This window comes from Tissierella sp. MB52-C2, from assembly GCF_030931715.1.
Taxonomy (GTDB): domain Bacteria; phylum Bacillota; class Clostridia; order Tissierellales; family Tissierellaceae; genus Tissierella.
Genome location: NZ_CP133261.1, coordinates 2,574,529 through 2,591,929, shown reverse-complemented (window position 1 = coordinate 2,591,929; position 17,401 = coordinate 2,574,529). Strand labels below are relative to the sequence as shown.

At 31.1% G+C, this 17,401-nt stretch carries 19 protein-coding genes and 6 tRNA genes; 22 read left to right on the top strand and 3 right to left on the bottom strand.

Going from position 1 to position 17,401, the window contains the following annotated elements; genetic code table 11:
- The first annotated feature begins 1 nt into the window (after position 1).
- Together RBU61_RS13130 and RBU61_RS13125 are read left to right on the top strand one after the other, a co-directional pair.
- Positions 2-547, top strand: a complete 546-nt coding sequence (locus RBU61_RS13130; RefSeq protein ID WP_308875915.1) for a ParB/RepB/Spo0J family partition protein — start codon at positions 2-4, stop codon at positions 545-547.
- 286 nt (positions 548-833) lie between these two features.
- Entirely contained in the window at positions 834-2,087 is a 1,254-nt protein-coding gene (locus RBU61_RS13125) for a dicarboxylate/amino acid:cation symporter (protein WP_308875914.1), read from the top strand.
- Positions 2,088-2,156: 69 nt separating this feature from the next.
- Here the strand turns inward: RBU61_RS13125 and RBU61_RS13120 are convergent, their stop codons facing one another.
- Positions 2,157-2,294 carry a hypothetical protein gene (locus tag RBU61_RS13120; protein ID WP_308875913.1) on the bottom strand — a complete coding sequence of 46 codons (138 nt, stop codon included), beginning with the start codon at positions 2,292-2,294 and terminating at the stop codon, positions 2,157-2,159.
- A 202-nt stretch (positions 2,295-2,496) separates the two neighbouring features.
- On the opposite strand from RBU61_RS13120, the gene RBU61_RS13115 reads away from it, so the two are divergent.
- The 17 genes from RBU61_RS13115 (at position 2,497) to RBU61_RS13035 (ending at position 13,743) form a co-directional block, all read left to right on the top strand.
- Complete coding sequence (locus RBU61_RS13115; protein ID WP_308875912.1) at positions 2,497-3,492, top strand: AIR synthase family protein; 996 nt, start codon at positions 2,497-2,499, stop codon at positions 3,490-3,492.
- A 111-nt stretch (positions 3,493-3,603) separates the two neighbouring features.
- A complete protein-coding gene (locus RBU61_RS13110; protein WP_308875911.1) occupies positions 3,604-5,643 on the top strand; it encodes an N-acetylmuramoyl-L-alanine amidase family protein in 2,040 nt (679 codons plus the stop codon).
- A 102-nt stretch (positions 5,644-5,745) separates the two neighbouring features.
- Entirely contained in the window at positions 5,746-6,738 is a 993-nt protein-coding gene (locus RBU61_RS13105; protein ID WP_308875910.1) for a GerMN domain-containing protein, read from the top strand.
- A 117-nt stretch (positions 6,739-6,855) separates the two neighbouring features.
- The gene (locus RBU61_RS13100) at positions 6,856-7,473 is read left to right on the top strand and encodes an XTP/dITP diphosphatase (RefSeq protein WP_308875909.1); all 618 of its coding nucleotides are present in this window, start codon (positions 6,856-6,858) and stop codon (positions 7,471-7,473) included.
- Positions 7,470-7,952, top strand: coding sequence for a metallophosphoesterase (locus tag RBU61_RS13095; protein WP_308875908.1), 483 nt, complete (start codon positions 7,470-7,472; stop codon positions 7,950-7,952). The genes RBU61_RS13100 and RBU61_RS13095 overlap by 4 nt, the downstream gene beginning before the upstream one ends.
- Positions 7,953-8,057: 105 nt before the next feature.
- A tRNA-Gly gene (locus RBU61_RS13090) sits at positions 8,058-8,128 on the top strand.
- A 50-nt stretch (positions 8,129-8,178) separates the two neighbouring features.
- Positions 8,179-8,255, top strand: a tRNA-Arg gene (locus RBU61_RS13085).
- Between the two features lie 16 nt (positions 8,256-8,271).
- Positions 8,272-8,348 (top strand) — tRNA-His (locus RBU61_RS13080).
- A gap of 165 nt (positions 8,349-8,513) precedes the next feature.
- Positions 8,514-8,589: transfer RNA gene (locus tag RBU61_RS13075), tRNA-Lys, on the top strand.
- Positions 8,590-8,613: 24 nt separating this feature from the next.
- Positions 8,614-8,697, top strand: a tRNA-Leu gene (locus tag RBU61_RS13070).
- A gap of 50 nt (positions 8,698-8,747) precedes the next feature.
- Positions 8,748-8,821, top strand: a tRNA-Arg gene (locus tag RBU61_RS13065).
- A gap of 231 nt (positions 8,822-9,052) precedes the next feature.
- A complete protein-coding gene (locus RBU61_RS13060; RefSeq protein WP_308875907.1) occupies positions 9,053-9,796 on the top strand; it encodes a PhoU domain-containing protein in 744 nt (247 codons plus the stop codon).
- A gap of 105 nt (positions 9,797-9,901) precedes the next feature.
- On the top strand, positions 9,902-10,849 hold the full coding sequence (locus RBU61_RS13055) for a ribonuclease Z (RefSeq protein ID WP_308875906.1): 948 nt from the start codon (positions 9,902-9,904) through the stop codon (positions 10,847-10,849).
- 11 nt (positions 10,850-10,860) lie between these two features.
- Positions 10,861-11,697 (top strand): diaminopimelate epimerase, encoded by an 837-nt coding sequence (gene dapF / locus RBU61_RS13050; protein ID WP_308875905.1) that lies wholly within the window; start codon positions 10,861-10,863, stop codon positions 11,695-11,697.
- 121 nt (positions 11,698-11,818) lie between these two features.
- Complete coding sequence (locus RBU61_RS13045) at positions 11,819-13,033, top strand: cation:proton antiporter (RefSeq protein ID WP_308875904.1); 1,215 nt, start codon at positions 11,819-11,821, stop codon at positions 13,031-13,033.
- 21 nt (positions 13,034-13,054) lie between these two features.
- Positions 13,055-13,396 (top strand): P-II family nitrogen regulator, encoded by a 342-nt coding sequence (locus RBU61_RS13040; RefSeq protein WP_308875903.1) that lies wholly within the window; start codon positions 13,055-13,057, stop codon positions 13,394-13,396.
- 62 nt (positions 13,397-13,458) lie between these two features.
- The gene (locus tag RBU61_RS13035; protein WP_308875902.1) at positions 13,459-13,743 is read left to right on the top strand and encodes a hypothetical protein; all 285 of its coding nucleotides are present in this window, start codon (positions 13,459-13,461) and stop codon (positions 13,741-13,743) included.
- A gap of 29 nt (positions 13,744-13,772) precedes the next feature.
- Here RBU61_RS13035 and RBU61_RS13030 read toward each other — a convergent pair whose 3' ends face one another.
- Positions 13,773-14,642, bottom strand: a complete 870-nt coding sequence (locus tag RBU61_RS13030) for a S41 family peptidase (RefSeq protein ID WP_308875901.1) — start codon at positions 14,640-14,642, stop codon at positions 13,773-13,775.
- A gap of 18 nt (positions 14,643-14,660) precedes the next feature.
- Positions 14,661-15,227 carry a hypothetical protein gene (locus RBU61_RS13025; protein WP_308875900.1) on the bottom strand — a complete coding sequence of 189 codons (567 nt, stop codon included), beginning with the start codon at positions 15,225-15,227 and terminating at the stop codon, positions 14,661-14,663.
- A 207-nt stretch (positions 15,228-15,434) separates the two neighbouring features.
- On the opposite strand from RBU61_RS13025, the gene proC reads away from it, so the two are divergent.
- The 3 genes from proC (at position 15,435) to RBU61_RS13010 (ending at position 17,397) form a co-directional block, all read left to right on the top strand.
- The gene (proC, locus tag RBU61_RS13020; protein WP_308875899.1) at positions 15,435-16,241 is read left to right on the top strand and encodes a pyrroline-5-carboxylate reductase; all 807 of its coding nucleotides are present in this window, start codon (positions 15,435-15,437) and stop codon (positions 16,239-16,241) included.
- A 95-nt stretch (positions 16,242-16,336) separates the two neighbouring features.
- The gene (locus tag RBU61_RS13015; RefSeq protein WP_308875898.1) at positions 16,337-16,699 is read left to right on the top strand and encodes a GntR family transcriptional regulator; all 363 of its coding nucleotides are present in this window, start codon (positions 16,337-16,339) and stop codon (positions 16,697-16,699) included.
- On the top strand, positions 16,699-17,397 hold the full coding sequence (locus tag RBU61_RS13010) for an ABC transporter ATP-binding protein (protein ID WP_308875897.1): 699 nt from the start codon (positions 16,699-16,701) through the stop codon (positions 17,395-17,397). The genes RBU61_RS13015 and RBU61_RS13010 overlap by 1 nt, the downstream gene beginning before the upstream one ends.
- The last annotated feature ends 4 nt before the right edge of the window (positions 17,398-17,401 follow it).

Genomic DNA, 17,401 nt, shown 5'->3' with positions numbered 1-17,401 from the left:
AGTGAAAATAATAAGGGCGAGAATAGATGATGTTCATATGTTTTCTAAAGAGGAACTTAAACTAGGGGGCTGCTGTTTTTACACTAAAGATAAATCCTGCAAATACTTTTTTAAAATAGAAGGACAGGAAGCTATACTTTATGCAAGTAATAATATGTATATTGATGAAGTAATTGATGAGTTTTTATTTTATTCAGGATTCATTACTTCTATAAAGTCTTCAGATGGAAGGATTTTAAATGAAAGAAAATTAGCGGATTGTAAAGAATGGATACAAAACAAAGAAGATATTATGATACCTATAACCGTAATAGACAATAAGATTATTTCAGTTGATGGACATACTAGATTGAGAGCTGCTATTGATTTAGGATATGACTCTGTATATGTTTATTATGATGAAGCAGGGGATTATATTTCTTATTTTGTTAATCAAGCTATTAACCGAAAGATATTTAGTGCATTTGATATGGAGATTGTAGATGAAAACCAATACAGGATTAAATGGCATAAATTCTGTGATGATTTTTTTACAAGTGTTGAATAGTAGATTTATAAAATATTATTAAAATTAAAATGGGCTGTTTCATAACTGATTGATTAATTATGAAATGGTCCATAATTTTATTGTTGAAAAATATATAAATTTGTTTATAGATGGTAAATAAAATGTTAATAGAAATGATAAATGAAAGATAGATGGGATTTTCCATCTATTTTTTTATATTGGAGTTTATTCGGATAATTAGAACTTGAAAAAATATTCAGAATAAGATATTATTACTAATAATATCTATAATTTATATAGTATAAAATATTTTAGGGGGGATATTATGTCTAGGAAAAAAATAAGCCTTACGTCAAGGGTTCTTATTGGACTTGTACTTGGAGTAATTACTGGAATTATAGTTTTCCGATTACCTAATGGAGTGATTAAGGATACAATCTTAATCAATGGAATCTTTCAATTGGTAGGTCAAATATTTTTAAGAGCAATAATGATGCTTGTAGTTCCTTTAGTATTTATATCTTTAGTAAATGGCGCTGCCAGTATGGGAGATGTGAAAAAATTAGGAAGAGTTGGGGTTAAAACAGTAGGATTTTACCTAACTACTACTGCAATAGCTGTGGTTATTGCATTGATATTGGGATTTTTCCTAAAGCCTGGAATAGGATTAGATATGTCATCTATAGAAGTCGTGGAGCCTGTAATAAACGAAAAGGTACCACTTATCCAAATATTATATGAAATTGTACCAAGAAATCCGATTTCTGCCATGGCTGAAGGAAATATGTTACAAATCATTGTATTTGCCATATTAACAGGAGTGGGATTGTCATTATTAGGTAAAAAGGTCGAACTACTAATAAAATTATTTGAGAACTTAAATGTTCTTATAATGAAATTAGTAGAGATAGTAATGGTCTTCGCACCAGTAGGTGTATTTGGGCTTATAGCAAAGACTTTTGCTACTGTAGGATATGCAGGTTTATTACCTTTGATTAAGTATATACTCACTGTATATCTTGGACTAGTAATCCATATGTTCTTTGTATATGGAGGCTTTTTAAAAGGGCTTACAAATCTGTCACCAAGGACATTTTATAAAAAGTTTTTACCTGCAATGTCAGTGGCATTTTCCACTGCTAGTAGTAATGCCACAGTCCCAGTATCTTTGGAAATAGCAGAGAAGGAGCTGGGGATTTCAAAGAATATAGCATCATTTACTATTCCATTAGGAGCAACTATAAATATGGATGGTACTGCTATAATGCAAGGTATAGCAGTGTTTTTCATAGCTCAAGTCTATGGATATGAATTAACTACAGGAATGATGATTACGGTAATACTTACTGCTACATTGGCATCCATAGGTACGGCTGGAGTTCCCGGAGCTGGGACTATAATGCTTTCTATGGTATTACAATCCATAGGATTGCCTTTAGAGGGAATTGGATTAATCATGGGCATAGATAGACTTGTGGATATGGGTAGAACAGTTACAAATATTACAGGTGATGCAGTTTGTACAGCAGTAATAGCAAAACAAGAAGGTGAACTTGATATGGAAGTTGCTAATTCATAATATAGAAAGTCATTAAAAATAAAAGTACAGAAAGTTATATAACTTTCTGTACTTTTATTTTTAGAGAGTTTATGATTTGTTTTTTCTTTTTCTTTCCGTAAAATAAGGGCAATCAGGAGTAGGCGTACTAGATGAAGGAATGACCGTTTTTAAGGTACATAGCCCATCCTCTTCATATAAGCATTTTTCAGAACAAATTATCATCAAAGCAAAAACCTCCCTATTTTAATAATTGGCAGTTCTCTACTATCAGTTTATAATTTATATCTCCTGTCAATTGTTTTTATTATTGTTTCCCACAATAAGACTAATTATAATTATATCTCCATGGAAAGTGTATCCATATTGTATAAAAAGTGTTACTCATATGGTAGAATATATTAAGATAAATATTTTGGGAGGTTCGGAAATGGAAATTGGAAAATTACCTAATGAAATTTTAGAAAAAATAGTTTTATCAAATATAAAAAATAAGCGAGAAGAAGTTTTGGTGAAGGCTGCAGTAGGAGAAGATAGTGCTGTAATTGATTTTGATAATGATCTATGTGTAATCAGTACAGATCCAATTACAGGTGCAACTAAAGATATTGGAAAACTGGCTGTGCATATTTCATGTAATGATGTATCTACCAGTGGAGCAGAGCCTATAGGAGTAATGCTTACTATATTAGCACCACCTAAAACTTCAGAAGAAGATATAGAAAATATTATGAGAGAAGCGGGAGAAGTTTCTAAAGAAATCAATGTTGAAATAATGGGTGGACATACTGAAATTACAGATGCAGTAAATAGAATTGTAATTAGTACAACAGTTATAGGAAAACAATCTAGGAAAAAGTTGCCTAATTCAAAGGAAATAAAAATTGGAGACAAGGTTTTGATAACTAAATATGCAGGAATAGAGGGGACATCCATAATTGCAAAGGAGTTAGAAGAAGAATTGATTCATAAACTGGGCAAAGAAAAGCTAGAGATAGCAAAGAATATGGATAATATGCTAAGTGTAGTTAAAGAAGGAATAATCTGTGGCAATATAGGGGTTAGATATATGCACGATATTACTGAAGGTGGAGTTTTAGGAGCAATTTGGGAAGCTTCAAAGGCTACTGGTAAGGGAATAAAAGTTGTAGAAAGTTTAATTCCAGTAAAAGATGTAACTAAGGAAATTGCCAGTATAATAGATATAGACTTATATAAACTTATTTCAAGCGGGTCTATGCTAATTATTGCAGAAGAAGAAAAGATAGGGGAAATCAATAAAAAGTTAAATGACGAAGGAATTAAGTCTACAGTCATTGGAGAAGTAATAGATGGAGGAGTTGTATTGGAAAGGGATGGTAAAACTGTAGAGATAGATTCACCTGGAAGTGATGAATTATATAAGGCATTATGTCTCACTAAGTAATATTACATTATGATTACAAAACACGGAATCCGTTGACATAATAATCCAATAAATGATATAAATAAAATGGACAAACTATTTTAAAGAGCGAGAGCATAAGGAGGTAGATGAATGAAAAAATGGAAGGTAATACTGCCCTTATTTGTGCTATTATTTATATTTAGTCAAATAGGTCAGGCTGCAGCAAATAATATGATTCAAGTAAGCGTAAATGGTACTAAGGTTTCTGTAAAGCCAGTGCCTATCATCATGGATGGACAAGCAATAAATACAGAATTTCCCTCCTTTGTTTATAGTGATAGGACATTAGTGCCTATTAGATTCGTATCAGAAAGTTATGGTGCAGAAGTAGGCTGGGATCAAAAAACTAAAACAGCTACAGTAACTCATGGAGACAAGGAAGGTAAATTTACTGTAGATAGTAATATAGCTACGATCAATGGAAAAAAAGTAACTTTAGATAAATTTGCTATTCCGAGATTAGCCAAATTAGATGGAAAAGACTCAAGAACCATGGTTCCTTTAAAGTTTGTAACTGATGTATTTGGTTATGAAGTTGGCTGGGATAGCACTAAAGATGCTCCATATATAAATACTAATGAAGCAGTTGTAAATAGTATTTCTTTAGAAAAAGGAAGTACAGATAAGAATAAATTAGTTATAAAAAGTAATAAATCTATTAAATATGAAACAGTATTTATAGAAGATAGCAACAAACTTGTAATCGATATTAATGATTCAAAAATACTTGTAAACAATACTACATCAGGAGTTATAGATGTAAATGATGGTATTATTGAAAAAGTAGAGTATTCACAGTTTTCATCAGATCCTAGTATTACTAGAGTGATACTTACATTAAAAGATAAAGCAAAATATAATATTTCCTTAGGAAATAATAACCAGAATATAATAGTGTCCTTTGATAATGAAGTAAAATCAGCTACAAAGGAAATTATCAATGGAAAAGAGGCAATCGTAATCCATTCCACCTCTCAACCAAAGGTAAACACCATGAGACTACAAAATCCAGAGAGAATAGTATTGGATATAATGGACTCTAATTTAGTAGGAACTACTTATAGCTACGACTATGATTTAGGATTTATTAAAGGAGTTAGAATTTCACAATTTGGTGGAGATAATAACTATAGTCCTAATGATAGAATAGTTAGAGTGGTTCTAGATATAAAAGAAGGAACAACTGATCCTAATATAAAAATGGACTATGATGAAGGTAAAATAATAATTTATCCTGAGAAATCATTCTGGGAAAATATTTCTTATACTTCATCTGGAACAGAAAAGATATTTACCATAGTAAACCTTGAAGATACAGATTACCTTGTAAACTACAATCAAGCAAGTAAGTTAATGGAAATAAGTATTCCAAGTGACAAAGTAGAATTAACAGAAGGCAAGGTTTCAGTAAAAGATGGGTTAGTAAATGAATTAGAAGTAGTTAAAGATAAAGATAATACTAAATTACTTATTAAGTTTGCAAAGGAAATAGAATATACTCAATTATCTAAGGGTATAGATAGTAAAGTTTCTTTATCAGTAAAAAGAAATGGAAACTATAATTCATTAGACAATTTAATAGTCATAGATGCAGGACATGGTGGAAAGGATCCAGGAGCTTCGTCTGTGACAAAGAAAAGAGAAAAAGATCTAAACCTTAGCGTATCTTTAAAACTAAATGAGAAGCTAGAAGAACTAGGCTATAACACTATAATGACTAGAGATACAGATGAGTTTATTGACTTATATGAAAGAGCTAGAATAGCCAACGATAGTAATGCAGATTTATTTGTAAGTATACATGGTAATTCACATAATAATGGATCTATAGCAGGTGTTCAGATATTATATTGTCCTGCTACTAAATCTAGCCTAAAAGAAGTAGATCAACATCCTTTTGCGAAAATCATAATGGAAGAAGTATTAAACGCCACAGGAGCAGTAGATAAAGGTATAGTTGATAGACCAAATTTAATAGTACTTAGAGAGACTAAGATGCCGGCAGTATTAGTAGAGACAGGATTTTTATCTAATGCAGCGGAAGAACAACTATTATTTAATGAAGAATACCAAAATAAAATAGTAACTGGTATAATAAATGGAATACAAAGATATTTAGAAACGTACTAAAAAGCAAGGTTATCCTTGCTTTTTTTTATTTTAATTATAAATTATTCATAGTCTGACAGCTCATCTAATATAATGTACTAGTATGAACTAGGAGGGTTGACGATGGTAAAAGTAAACAGGAGAATAGTTTTATTTGGACTAATAGTAGTCTTAGGTCTAACGGTACTAACCTTTGGGAAGAATTTAATTGAAAGTAGGCTATCAGCTAAGGATGATGAGATTGAAATAATTAGATCAGATGAAAATGAAGTTGTTTTAACTGAGGAGGAAGGCATGAGAAAGACAGTTATGTACTTTAAAAATACAGAGGGATACTTAGTCCCTGTAATGAAAAAAATACCTTGGGAAGAAGGAATTGCAAAGGTAACAATTAATAATATGATTGATAGTGCAGAACTTAGGGAGATGTTAAGCCCTACTGGATTATTACCAGTTATACCAGCAGGTACAGAGGTTTTAGGAATATCTATCAATGAAGATACAGGATTATGTAAGATAGACTTTTCAGAAGGTGTTTTAAATAATCAGTCAGAGAAAGAAGAAGAAAATTTTATTAAAGGTGTCGTATATACATTAACTGAATTCCCAGTTATTAATGAAGTACAAATATTAGTTGGTGGAAAGGTATTGCCTTCAATGACTTATGGTGGTAATATTAGTCAGCCGTTGGCAAGAGAAAACATAAACTTAGTTGGTAGTTTAGAAGATGGCCGCTCAAAGGTTGTAGTATATTATAAGGGAATGGACAATGAAGAGTATGAATATTATGTTCCAGTAACAATACCTACCCTTGCACCAGTAGCAAATGTATATTCAGCGCTAGATTTACTATTTGATGGTCCACCAGTAGATATTGGACTATTTTCAGATATACCAAATGACGTTATGTTACATGGCGTAGAAGTAAAAGATGGTACTGCATATGTGGATATATCCTATAATAGTATGGAGACATCAAATGATGATGCATTTAGTGATATAGTAAAAAATATAGGTTTGACATTAAGTCAATTTACAGAAATAGAAACTGTAGAATTACTTATAGATGGAGAAATAATAAACACTACAATTCCAGTATTTGCCAATGAATATTAAGAAAAATTAATAATGAAAAGATGTAGGGCGGGCCTAGCTCGCTTTTTCTTTTTATAGATAAATTCCTATATTTTTGGTAAAATAGTATAAGAATCAATAACAAAGGAGTATGCTAAAATGAAGAAAAGAAAACTTATATTATCAACTGGAAATTCACATAAGGTAGAGGAAATAAAAGACATACTTAAAGACTTACCAATAGAAGTATTGACGAAAAAAGATGTAGGCTTAGGAGATTTAGATGTAGTAGAAGATGGCAAGACTTTAGAAGAAAATAGTATTAAAAAAGCTAAGGTTCTGGCTGAAAAATTAGATTATATGGTCTTAGCAGATGATTCTGGACTATTTGTAGATAGATTAAATGGAGAACCAGGAGTTTATTCATCCCGTTATGCAGGAGAGGAAGGAAATGATAAAAAAAACAATCAAAAGCTTCTAGAAGAATTAAAGGATATACCTTTAAAGGATAGAACAGCTAATTTTCAGGCAGTAATAGCACTAGTCACAGAGCAAAAAGAGGTTATAGTAGTTAAAGGGCAATGTAAAGGCACCATAGGCTTTAAGGAAGAAGGAAACAATGACTTTGGATATGACCCACTATTTATACCTGAAGGCTATGATAAAACCTTTGCAGAGCTTGGAGAAGAGATTAAAAACAAAATAAGTCATAGGGCGAAAGCTTTAGATGAAATGAAAAAAGCAATAAAGGATATAATTGGAGTAAGCTTAATATGAAAATAGTAGTAGTTAGTGATACACATGGAAATAACAAATATATTTTAGAAAAATTATTAGAAATGGAAAAGCCTGATATGTTATTTCATTTAGGAGATTATGTAGAGGATGGAGAAAAAATATCTAGTGCTTTAGGAATAGAAACTATAATCGTAAAAGGAAATGGAGATTATTTTAATACAAAATATAAAGAAGATGAGTTAATAAATATAAAAAATAAAAAAATATTTTTAACTCATGGTCATAAATATAATGTTGAAAATGGCATAAATAATTTATACTACAAAGGGCTAGAATTAGGGGCTGATCTAGTATTATTTGGTCATACACATAAGCCTATTATAGAAATAGAAAAAAATATAATTATTATGAATCCTGGAAGTGGATCTATACCTCGAAGCCCTGATAAAATCAAGACTTTCGGACTTGTAAATATTGGAGAAAAAATAAATACAAAAATAATCCAAATAAATTTATAATATGCTATTGACTTTATATTTAGAACCTGCTATAATTTTAAATTGTTAGCAAGTTAATACTGCTTGGGACAACAGCCTTGAGTACAATGAAAATATTTGAGCTACGCGGGTGTAGCTCAATGGTAGAGCACTGGCTTCCCAAGCCAGCTACGAGGGTTCGATTCCCTTCACCCGCTCTGAGATTAATTAGCAGACATAGTGCATCCAACTGCATCATAAACAGCTTGCACCTATAGCTCAGTTGGATAGAGCAACGGACTTCTAATCCGTGTGCCGGGGGTTCAAATCCTCCTAGGTGCGCCAAAAAAATAAATTCGTGGTGGGTGTGGCCTAGTTGGTTATGGCGCCAGATTGTGGCTCTGGAGGTCGTGGGTTCGAATCCCATCATCCACCCCATAAAACTTCAAATAGTTGTATCAAATAATCATGATCCATTAGCTCATGTCGGTATAAGCAGGGGACCAAAATCGTGGTTTTCGATTTTGTGTACATCGCTTAGTCCTTGATTGGTAAATTCAATCGAAGGAATATATCACATCTGCTAGGATACTAAATAATCATGATCCATTAGCTCAGTCGGTAGAGCACCTGACTTTTAATCAGGGTGTCCCGCGTTCGAGTCGCGGATGGATCACCATAATAGCCCATAGAGGCTATATATGCGGGAGTGGCGGAATTGGCAGACGCGCTAGACTTAGGATCTAGTGTCATTGACGTGGGGGTTCAAGTCCTCTTTCCCGCACCATATAAAAATTGGCTTAAGCCAATTTTTTTTATATACAATAATATTATTAAGCACCTGTAGCTCAACTGGATAGAGCACCTGACTTCGGATCAGGGGGTTGGGGGTTCGAGCCCTCTCAGGTGTACTGAAAAGTCTTACCGTATTATGGTAAGGCTTTTATTTTTTAAGAGAATAATTTATTGTAATAGTGAAGAATTGCTGATAAAATTATTAATGGAGATAATGTTGTTTTTTCGGAAAAATAGATGTAACTTATATTACAGATCATTTTCACAAATCAGGCGCAGATATATCTGTATATATTGCAAACTCTCATACATTATTTAATTCCATCAATGCCTTAATATTTTTACCCTTGACTAAATATTATGTGGAGTTTTTAAACAGGGTAATAAAATCAAAGGAAAATGACAAAAAAGAAAAGGTATTATTAGATAAATTACTTTTAAATACACCTGTAGCAGCTTTAAAAGCATCACGCTCTGAAATCATTAGAGGAACAGAAATTTTAAAAGAAATGGTTATAGGTGTTATGCAAATAGTCTATACAAATGATGCAAAGAAAATGGGTTTTATTGCTGATGATGAAGCTATTATAAATGAAATGCAAAAGGATTTAACAAGATATATTGTAGAGCTTTCACGAAAAGAATTGACGGAGAGTCAATCTATTATGGTTCCTGCTATGATCAGTAGTATAAATAATATAGAAAGATCAGGGGATAGAGTTATAGAAATATGTTCCCTATGCAATAAGAAAATAGATGGGAATCTTTCTTTTACAGATACTGCTATTAAGGAATTAAAAGAACTAGAGTCTACGATGATTGAATTATTTGATAATGCTATAATTTGCCTAGGTGAAAGGAATTATGAAGTAATAGAAAAAGTAGTGGAGCTTGAAAATAAAATAGATAATTTAAGTGAAACATTCCAAGAAAATCATATAAAAAGGCTTAACGAAGGAACCTGTAATGTAGATTCAGGAGTACTTTTTATAGATATAGTGGGACATCTAGAAAGAATTGCAGATCATATATATAAGATATCCATGTATACTAAGGATGAACTATTCGGAGAGAAAAGAAAATATAAATAAAGGCTGGAATCTTTTAATAGGCTCTACTTTTATATACTAATGGGATAGGATCTATCCTACTGTAGATAATAAGATTATTACTCAACTTAAAAAGGAGAGATGTTATTGCTTGACATATGTTTGCTGGGAAGTGGCGGAGGTATGCCTATGCCAGAGAGGTTTCTATCATCTATGGTAATAGGTTATAATGGAAGGAAAATACTCATTGATTGTGGAGAAGGTACTCAAGTAGCCATAAGAAAGATGAAAACAGGATTTAAGTTCATAGATATAATATGTATAACCCATGACCATGGAGATCATATCTTTGGTCTACCAGGACTTTTGTCTACCATTGGAAATAGTGATAGAATAGAACCAATAACAATCATAGGACCAAAGGGGATAAAAGATATAGTAAGTGGGCTTATATTTTCAATGAAATATCTCCCCTATGAAATAAATATAATAGAAAATCCAATAGAACCATTAGGCATTAATATTTCATCAAAAGGAATGAGAATAGATAATAAAATTTCCTTTAATACAGATATTATTCTATCTACATTAGAGTTAGAACATTCTTTGCCCTGTTTAGGATATGGCTTTTATATTACAAGGAAACCTAAGTTTTATCCTGAGAAAGCAGAATTAAATAAGGTTCCTAGAGAAATATGGAGAAGTCTGCAAAATGGCGAAACTATAATATATAATAATCAAGAATATTCTCCTAATATGGTACTAGGAGAAGAACGAAAAGGGATAAAGTTAAGTTATATTACAGATACAAGGCCTACAGATAAAATAGTAGATTTTATAAGGGAGAGCACATTTTTTATATGTGAAGGTACCTATGGAGACAATGAGGACTTAGATAAGGCTATAAAAAACAAGCATATGACCTTTTCAGAGGCAGGAAAATTAGCTTATGATGGCAATGTAGAGGAATTATTACTTACTCACTTTAGTACTGCTATGAATAAACCAGAGTTATATGAAGGAAATGTTATGAATATATTTAATAATACTACGATAGGATATGACGGGTTTACTAAAACAATATTTTTTAACTAGGAGTGGTCCATTTGAACTTCGATAAATATGTGGCTGCAGGTAATGATTTTATATTGTTTAATGGAGTAAATAATGATTATGAAGATCATAATAAATTGGCTTTAAAAGTCTGTAATAGACACTTTGGCATTGGTGCAGATGGTATGATGATTGTAGAAAGCAGTAACATAGCAGATGTAAAAATGCTTTATTATAATTCAGATGGCTCACAAGGGGAAATGTGTGGTAATGGAATTAGAGCTTTTACTAAATATGTTTATGATCATAATATAATCGAAAATAAAAATATATCCATAGAAACGCTGGCAGGAGTAAAATATATTGATATAGTAGCAGATGAAGATAATAAAGCGGATATTATAAAGGTAGATATGGGTTATCCAATATTTGAAGGAAGAAGAATTCCTATAAATATACATAAAGAAAAGATTATAGAGGAAATTATTTCAGTTGACGGAAAGGATTACATATTTTCTGCATTAACAGTAGGTGTACCCCATGTAGTTATATTTATAGAAGATATAGATGAATTAGATATAAATAGTCTAGGAAGAAAAATAGAAGAAGATCCTTTATTTCCTAAAAAGACTAATGTTAATTTTATAAAAGTAATAGATAAAGGTAATATAAATATTTATACATGGGAGAGAGGAGCAGGAAGAACCTTAGGGTGTGGAACAGGTTCTTGTGCTTCCGTAGTCATAGGAAATATATTAGGTAAGCTTCAGAATAGGGTTAATGTAAATACTGAAGGCGGGAGATTAATTGTAGAGATAAATAAGGACTATAGAATTTTTATGATAGGTGATGCAGTACATGTAGCTAAAGGCGAATTTCTTAAAAGATAAGTAACTAGGTTTACTTATCTTTTTTTATGCTGTATAATGTGTATGGGTGTGATTTTGAATAATGTATGGATTTAATTTTAATTATCTCGGAAGAGTTTATATAATAATAAAATGAGGAGGAATGTTTAGATTGGATTTGCTTTTTAAATTAGGTATAATCATTTTAGTAGGAATTGTAGGTGGAAGAATAGCTAATTTTTTCAAACTTCCCAATGTATCAGGATATATTGTAGCCGGTTTGATAATTGGGCCATCATTTATTAATCTAGTAAATGAGATGGATATAGAAGCATTTAATATTATTAATGAAATGGCTTTAGCTGCCATTGCATTTTCCATAGGAAATGAATTCTTATTGAAGGATATGAAAAAAGTAGGTAAAGATGTATTACTTATAACTGTAGCAGAAGTAGTAGGAGCTTTTGTTGTAGTGTTTATAATGATGTATTTTGTTTTAAATCAATCTATTGAATTTAGCCTAATGATATCTAGTATGTCTGCGGCAACGGCACCAGCAGGTATTGTAATGGTAATTAGGGAATTAAAGGCAAATGGGCCATTGACTAAGACCATACTTCCCATAGTTGCCTTAGACGATGCTTTAGGAATTATGGTATTTGGAGTGTGTTTATCTTTATCCAAGATTTTATCTGGAGTAGAAGAATATTCTATAATAAAGATAATAAGTAATCCTACAATAGAAATATTCGGTTCTATTGTCTTAGGATTTGTTATAGGTATAGTAATGACATATGTAGTAAAGAAGGCAAAACATAATGAAGAACTACTTATTATTATAATAGGATTTATATTGTTAAGTTCTGGTGCCGCTAATTATTTTAATCTTTCTCCACTACTTACTTGTATGATGGTAGGAGCTACTTTAGTTAATTTAAAGCAGAACTCCTTTAGAGTATTTAATTTAATAAATGAATTTACTCCACCTGTTAACCTGTTATTCTTTACTGTAGCAGGTGCTAGTTTAAATATAAAGGTATTATCTACAGTTGGAATTCTAGGGATAGGCTATATAATAGCCAGAGCAGGCGGAAAATATATAGGAGCCACCTTAGGAGCAAAGGCAGTAGGAGCAGAAGAAAAAATAGTTAAATACTTGGGCATGAGTTTATTGACCCAAGGTGGGATTTCCATAGGTTTATCTATGATAGTTAGAAAAGAGTTACCTGAACTTAGTAGTTCCATAATTACTGTAATATTATTTAGTGTATTGATATATGAAATAGTGGGACCAATATTAGCTAAGATTGCCATTACAAAAGCAGGAGAAGTAAATGGTATGCTAAAAAAAGAAAAGAAGAAAGAGCAAACAGCTTAAAGGCTGAAGGAGGTATATATTATGAACATTTTATTTTTAGTTCTTAATGAAACAGAATATCTAGATGAGATTTTAGACGGATTTGTAGATGCAGGAGTAAAGGGAGCTACTATACTGGATAGTCAGGGAATGGGGAGTGCACTAACAAATGGTGGAAAGGACATACCATTTTTTGGAGGACTAAGAAACTTACTTGATGATGCTAAGCCATATAACAAAACAATATTTACTGTAATTGAAGATGATGAAATATTAGATAAGGCAGTAAAATCTGTTAAAAATGTATTGGGAGATATGGCGAAGCCAGGGGTGGGACTTATGTTCACACTACCAGTTGGAAAAATTTATGGAATGAGAGATTAATAGGAATAGCCCCTATAATACAAGCATAATATCTTTATAAGGATATTATAAGGGGTGATAAAATGTTTGACGATTTTATGAATGCAGATATTTTAACTACATTTGTAGGGATGACAACTGCTGTAACAGTTGTAGTACAATTTACAAAATCAATAGTTAAAAATAAGTTTGGAGACTCCGCAGTTAGATTTTATTCTTTCTTTATAGCGTTGATATTGACTATTATATTTAAAAGAGATTCTAGCGGAATAGAAGGAATTGTGCTGATAATTATAAATACAATGATGATAACTATGGCAAGTATTGGTAGTTACCATATGTTATCGGATCCAATGGCAAAACGATAAATTATAAAAAAGTATCTTAAACCTTTGGTTTAAGATACTTTTTTAATATGATTAATTACTTTATTTAAAGACTGTCCAGGCTTAACCCACAGATCGGGGAGGATTCCCAATCCATCAATATTATGGAAATCCCTGTTAATGTATATCTTATGAGATATGGAAATACGGATATTAGAGTAAGGAAGAACAGCGGAATTACAATTACCAGTCAACATACATCCATTAGAATTAGTACCTATTAAGGTTACATTATTTAATTTTTTAAGATAATATATAAGAAATTCTGCAGCGGAAGATGTCTTTTTGTCCATGAGTATAAATATATTTGTTTTATTATCTATAGGTTTAAAATCTACATATTCTATGGGACTCCATCCGGGAAAGTATCTTTTATTTTCATATCTTGATATGGTTTCTAGACAATCATCCTTAATATTATCTGGTTCATTTTCCTTTGATTCAAATTTGTCTTTAGATAAATCGATACTGGTATTAGTATATAGACCGGATTCGATTATATCCTTTCTAAGTTTTGTTCCGGTAAACCCTTCATACCACTTCTCTACATTAAGCATATTTCCACCAATATTACCTCGTAAATCTATAATAACTGTATCTTTTTCCTTAAGAGTTTTGCTATTTTCTATAAAACTTTCTATGGTATTATCTGAAGCTGTAGTTCTACATAGAGAGTTTACCTGTAAAATAGGAATATTATCTACTTCATAATATTGATAGCTACTATTATTCTCTTTATATAGAGGTATATATTCAAATAGACTAATCTTTTTTTCTAAAGTTAGTCTGCCAGACTCAAGTAATAAGGTCATAGGTATGGAGAAGTTATCTTTATTAGATAAGGTTCCTAAACTATAAATAATATTGCCATCCTCGTCCAAGGATTTCCTAATGTAGTCTCAAGGCATCTCACCATTAATCTTGTTTAAGTAATATTTTCTATTGCCAATAGAAGTATAAAGCCCCCTATTATCTCTAAGAAATATTATCTTGTCTGTACTAAAGTATTTAGTATAGGTACATAAAGTATAGTCATCTACAGCAAAATGAGAGTCTTGTATAAAATTTAGTTCAGATATTATGATATCTAGAAGATTTTGTCTAGAAATGTTGTCTCCTAAAACTTCCCTGATAGACCATATCATATTTTCTTTAGCAGTATTGAATACATTATCTCCTCCAAAGAATTCATAGCCTGCATAGCCATATTTTAATATACTAAGTAAATACTCTATATCTGCTATTGCCTTGCGTTTCTCAATGAAATCAACTTTAAGATCATAATCATCGTTATGGATTATAGGCAATTCTTCATTAAAATCATTATAATTATACAGAAGGCTACTAAATTGAGATTTAATTTGAAATAAGTGCTTTTTATAGTTTATTACATGCTCAAGACTAAGGTCTAGAAAAAGAATAAGTAAGACCATTAAAAAGATATATGTAGGTTTCTTTTTTTCCATTAAATCACCTTCTTTATAACTATTGACGAGGCTTCCTTTTAATAAAAATAATAATATGAAGTTAGTAGAAGTATATGGTTTATAAGTTATTATATTCACAAATCAAAGCTTTTGCAATGGTTGAAATTAATATAGTATTTTTAATGGGTAAGTATTGTGATATATTATATAGTGATATGGTTATTGACTAAATATGGGAGGTATATAATGGATAAGATAATAGGATTTATAGGCTGTGGGAATATGGCTAAGGCAATAATAGGAGGATTGATAAAATCAAACTTAATTCTTCCTGAAAAAATATTAGCCTCTGCAAAAACTAAAGATACATTAGAAAAGATAGAGAAAGAATATAATATAGAAACTACCTTAGATAATAAAGAAGTTGCAAGAGTCTCAGATTATTTAATATTAGCAGTTAAGCCTTATATGCATCATATGATTTTAGAAGAAATAAGAAAAGAAGTAAGAAAGGATACAATCGTCATTACTATAGCAGCAGGAATAAGTATGGATTATATGAAGCAGCACTTAAGCAAAGATATATTAGTTGTTAAGGCAATGCCAAATACTCCAGCCATGGTTGGAGAAGGTATAACAGCATTAGTATTAGATGAAGAAATAAAGGAAGAGGCGAGAGAAGAAATAATAGATATATTCAATAGTTTTGGAAAAACAGAAATCTTAGAGGAAAACCTTATGGATGGATTTAGTGCCTTATGTGGTTCATCTCCTGCCTATGTATATATGATGATAGAGGCCATGGCAGATGGTGGAGTAATGCAAGGTATACCAAGAAAACAATCCTATAAAATGGCAGCCCAAGCAGTTTTAGGTGCAGCTAAAATGGTTTTAGAAACAGGAACTCATCCAGGAGAATTAAAAGATAATGTATGTTCACCGAAGGGTACAACAATAGAGGCAGTAGCCAAATTAGAAGAAAGAGGCTTTAGATCAAGTATTATTGAAGCCATCAGAGTATGCACAGAGAAATCAAAAAAAATTAGTGAATAGTTTTTAAAAAACTGTTCATTTTTTTGTTGACAAAAATAACGTCTTAGTGTACTATGTAATTAGAACACTAAGACGTTACAAATGGAGGTGGAAAGATGATATTTAATGAAAGTTTACCAATTTATACTCAAATTATGAACTTAATTAAAAAGAAAATAGTTTCGGGAGAATTGAAGGGAGGAGATAAGTTGACATCAGTTAGAGAATCATCTACAGAATTTAAAGTAAACCCAAATACGATACAGAGAGCATATCAGGAATTAGAAAGAGAAGGTTTAGTATTTACACAAAGAGGTATGGGAACCTTTGTTACAGAAGATACTGAAACCATAAAGAACTTAAAGAAAAATATGGCTTCAAATATTGTAAAATCATTTCTAATAGATATGAAATCTTTAGGTTTTAATTCAGAAGATATTATAGAATTAATCAATGAAAGAGTAAAGGAGGTTAAATAATGGAAAATATTATAGAAATTAAAGGACTTACTAAGTCCTATCTTAATAAAAAAGCATTAAATAATGTGGATCTAAACTTAGAAAAGGGAAAAATCATTGGAATCCTAGGACCAAATGGCAGTGGAAAAACAACTATGATAAAAATAATCACGGGAATACTTAGGGAATCCAAGGGAGAAGTTTTAATAGATGGTAAAAGACCAGGAGTATATACAAAGTCTATAGTATCTTATTTACCAGATAGAAATTTTTTATATAGTTGGATGAATATACAAGAGGCAATTAACTTTTATAAAGATTTCTATAAAGATTTTGATGAAAATAAAGCATATGATCTATTAAAATTTATGAAATTAGATAGAAATGCAAAGATAAATTCACTTTCCAAAGGAATGACTGAGAAACTAAACTTAACCTTAGTTTTATCAAGAAAAGCTAAAGTCTATATATTAGATGAACCGATTGCAGGGGTAGATCCAGTAGCAAGGGATCAGATACTTAATGCCATAATAGATAATTATGATAAGGAAAGTACCATGTTGATTACAACTCATTTAGTTAGGGATATGGAAAATATATTTGATGATGTTGTTTTTCTTAGGGATGGAGAGATTTATTTAACAGGTAATGCAGAGAGCCTTAGGGAAGAAAAAGGTATGCAAATAGATGAACTTTATAAGGAAATATTTGGAGAATAGGAGG

Coding starts and splice junctions, on each gene's coding strand:
- RBU61_RS13125 (WP_308875914.1), top strand. CDS start 834: ATGTCTAGGAAAAAAATAAGCCTTACGTCAAGGGTTCTTATTGGACTT.
- RBU61_RS13115 (WP_308875912.1), top strand. CDS start 2,497: ATGGAAATTGGAAAATTACCTAATGAAATTTTAGAAAAAATAGTTTTA.
- RBU61_RS13110 (WP_308875911.1), top strand. CDS start 3,604: ATGAAAAAATGGAAGGTAATACTGCCCTTATTTGTGCTATTATTTATA.
- RBU61_RS13105 (WP_308875910.1), top strand. CDS start 5,746: ATGGTAAAAGTAAACAGGAGAATAGTTTTATTTGGACTAATAGTAGTC.
- RBU61_RS13100 (WP_308875909.1), top strand. CDS start 6,856: ATGAAGAAAAGAAAACTTATATTATCAACTGGAAATTCACATAAGGTA.
- RBU61_RS13095 (WP_308875908.1), top strand. CDS start 7,470: ATGAAAATAGTAGTAGTTAGTGATACACATGGAAATAACAAATATATT.
- RBU61_RS13045 (WP_308875904.1), top strand. CDS start 11,819: ATGTTTAGATTGGATTTGCTTTTTAAATTAGGTATAATCATTTTAGTA.
- RBU61_RS13040 (WP_308875903.1), top strand. CDS start 13,055: ATGAACATTTTATTTTTAGTTCTTAATGAAACAGAATATCTAGATGAG.
- RBU61_RS13035 (WP_308875902.1), top strand. CDS start 13,459: ATGTTTGACGATTTTATGAATGCAGATATTTTAACTACATTTGTAGGG.
- RBU61_RS13025 (WP_308875900.1), bottom strand. CDS start 15,227: ATGGAAAAAAAGAAACCTACATATATCTTTTTAATGGTCTTACTTATT.
- proC (WP_308875899.1), top strand. CDS start 15,435: ATGGATAAGATAATAGGATTTATAGGCTGTGGGAATATGGCTAAGGCA.
- RBU61_RS13015 (WP_308875898.1), top strand. CDS start 16,337: ATGATATTTAATGAAAGTTTACCAATTTATACTCAAATTATGAACTTA.
- RBU61_RS13010 (WP_308875897.1), top strand. CDS start 16,699: ATGGAAAATATTATAGAAATTAAAGGACTTACTAAGTCCTATCTTAAT.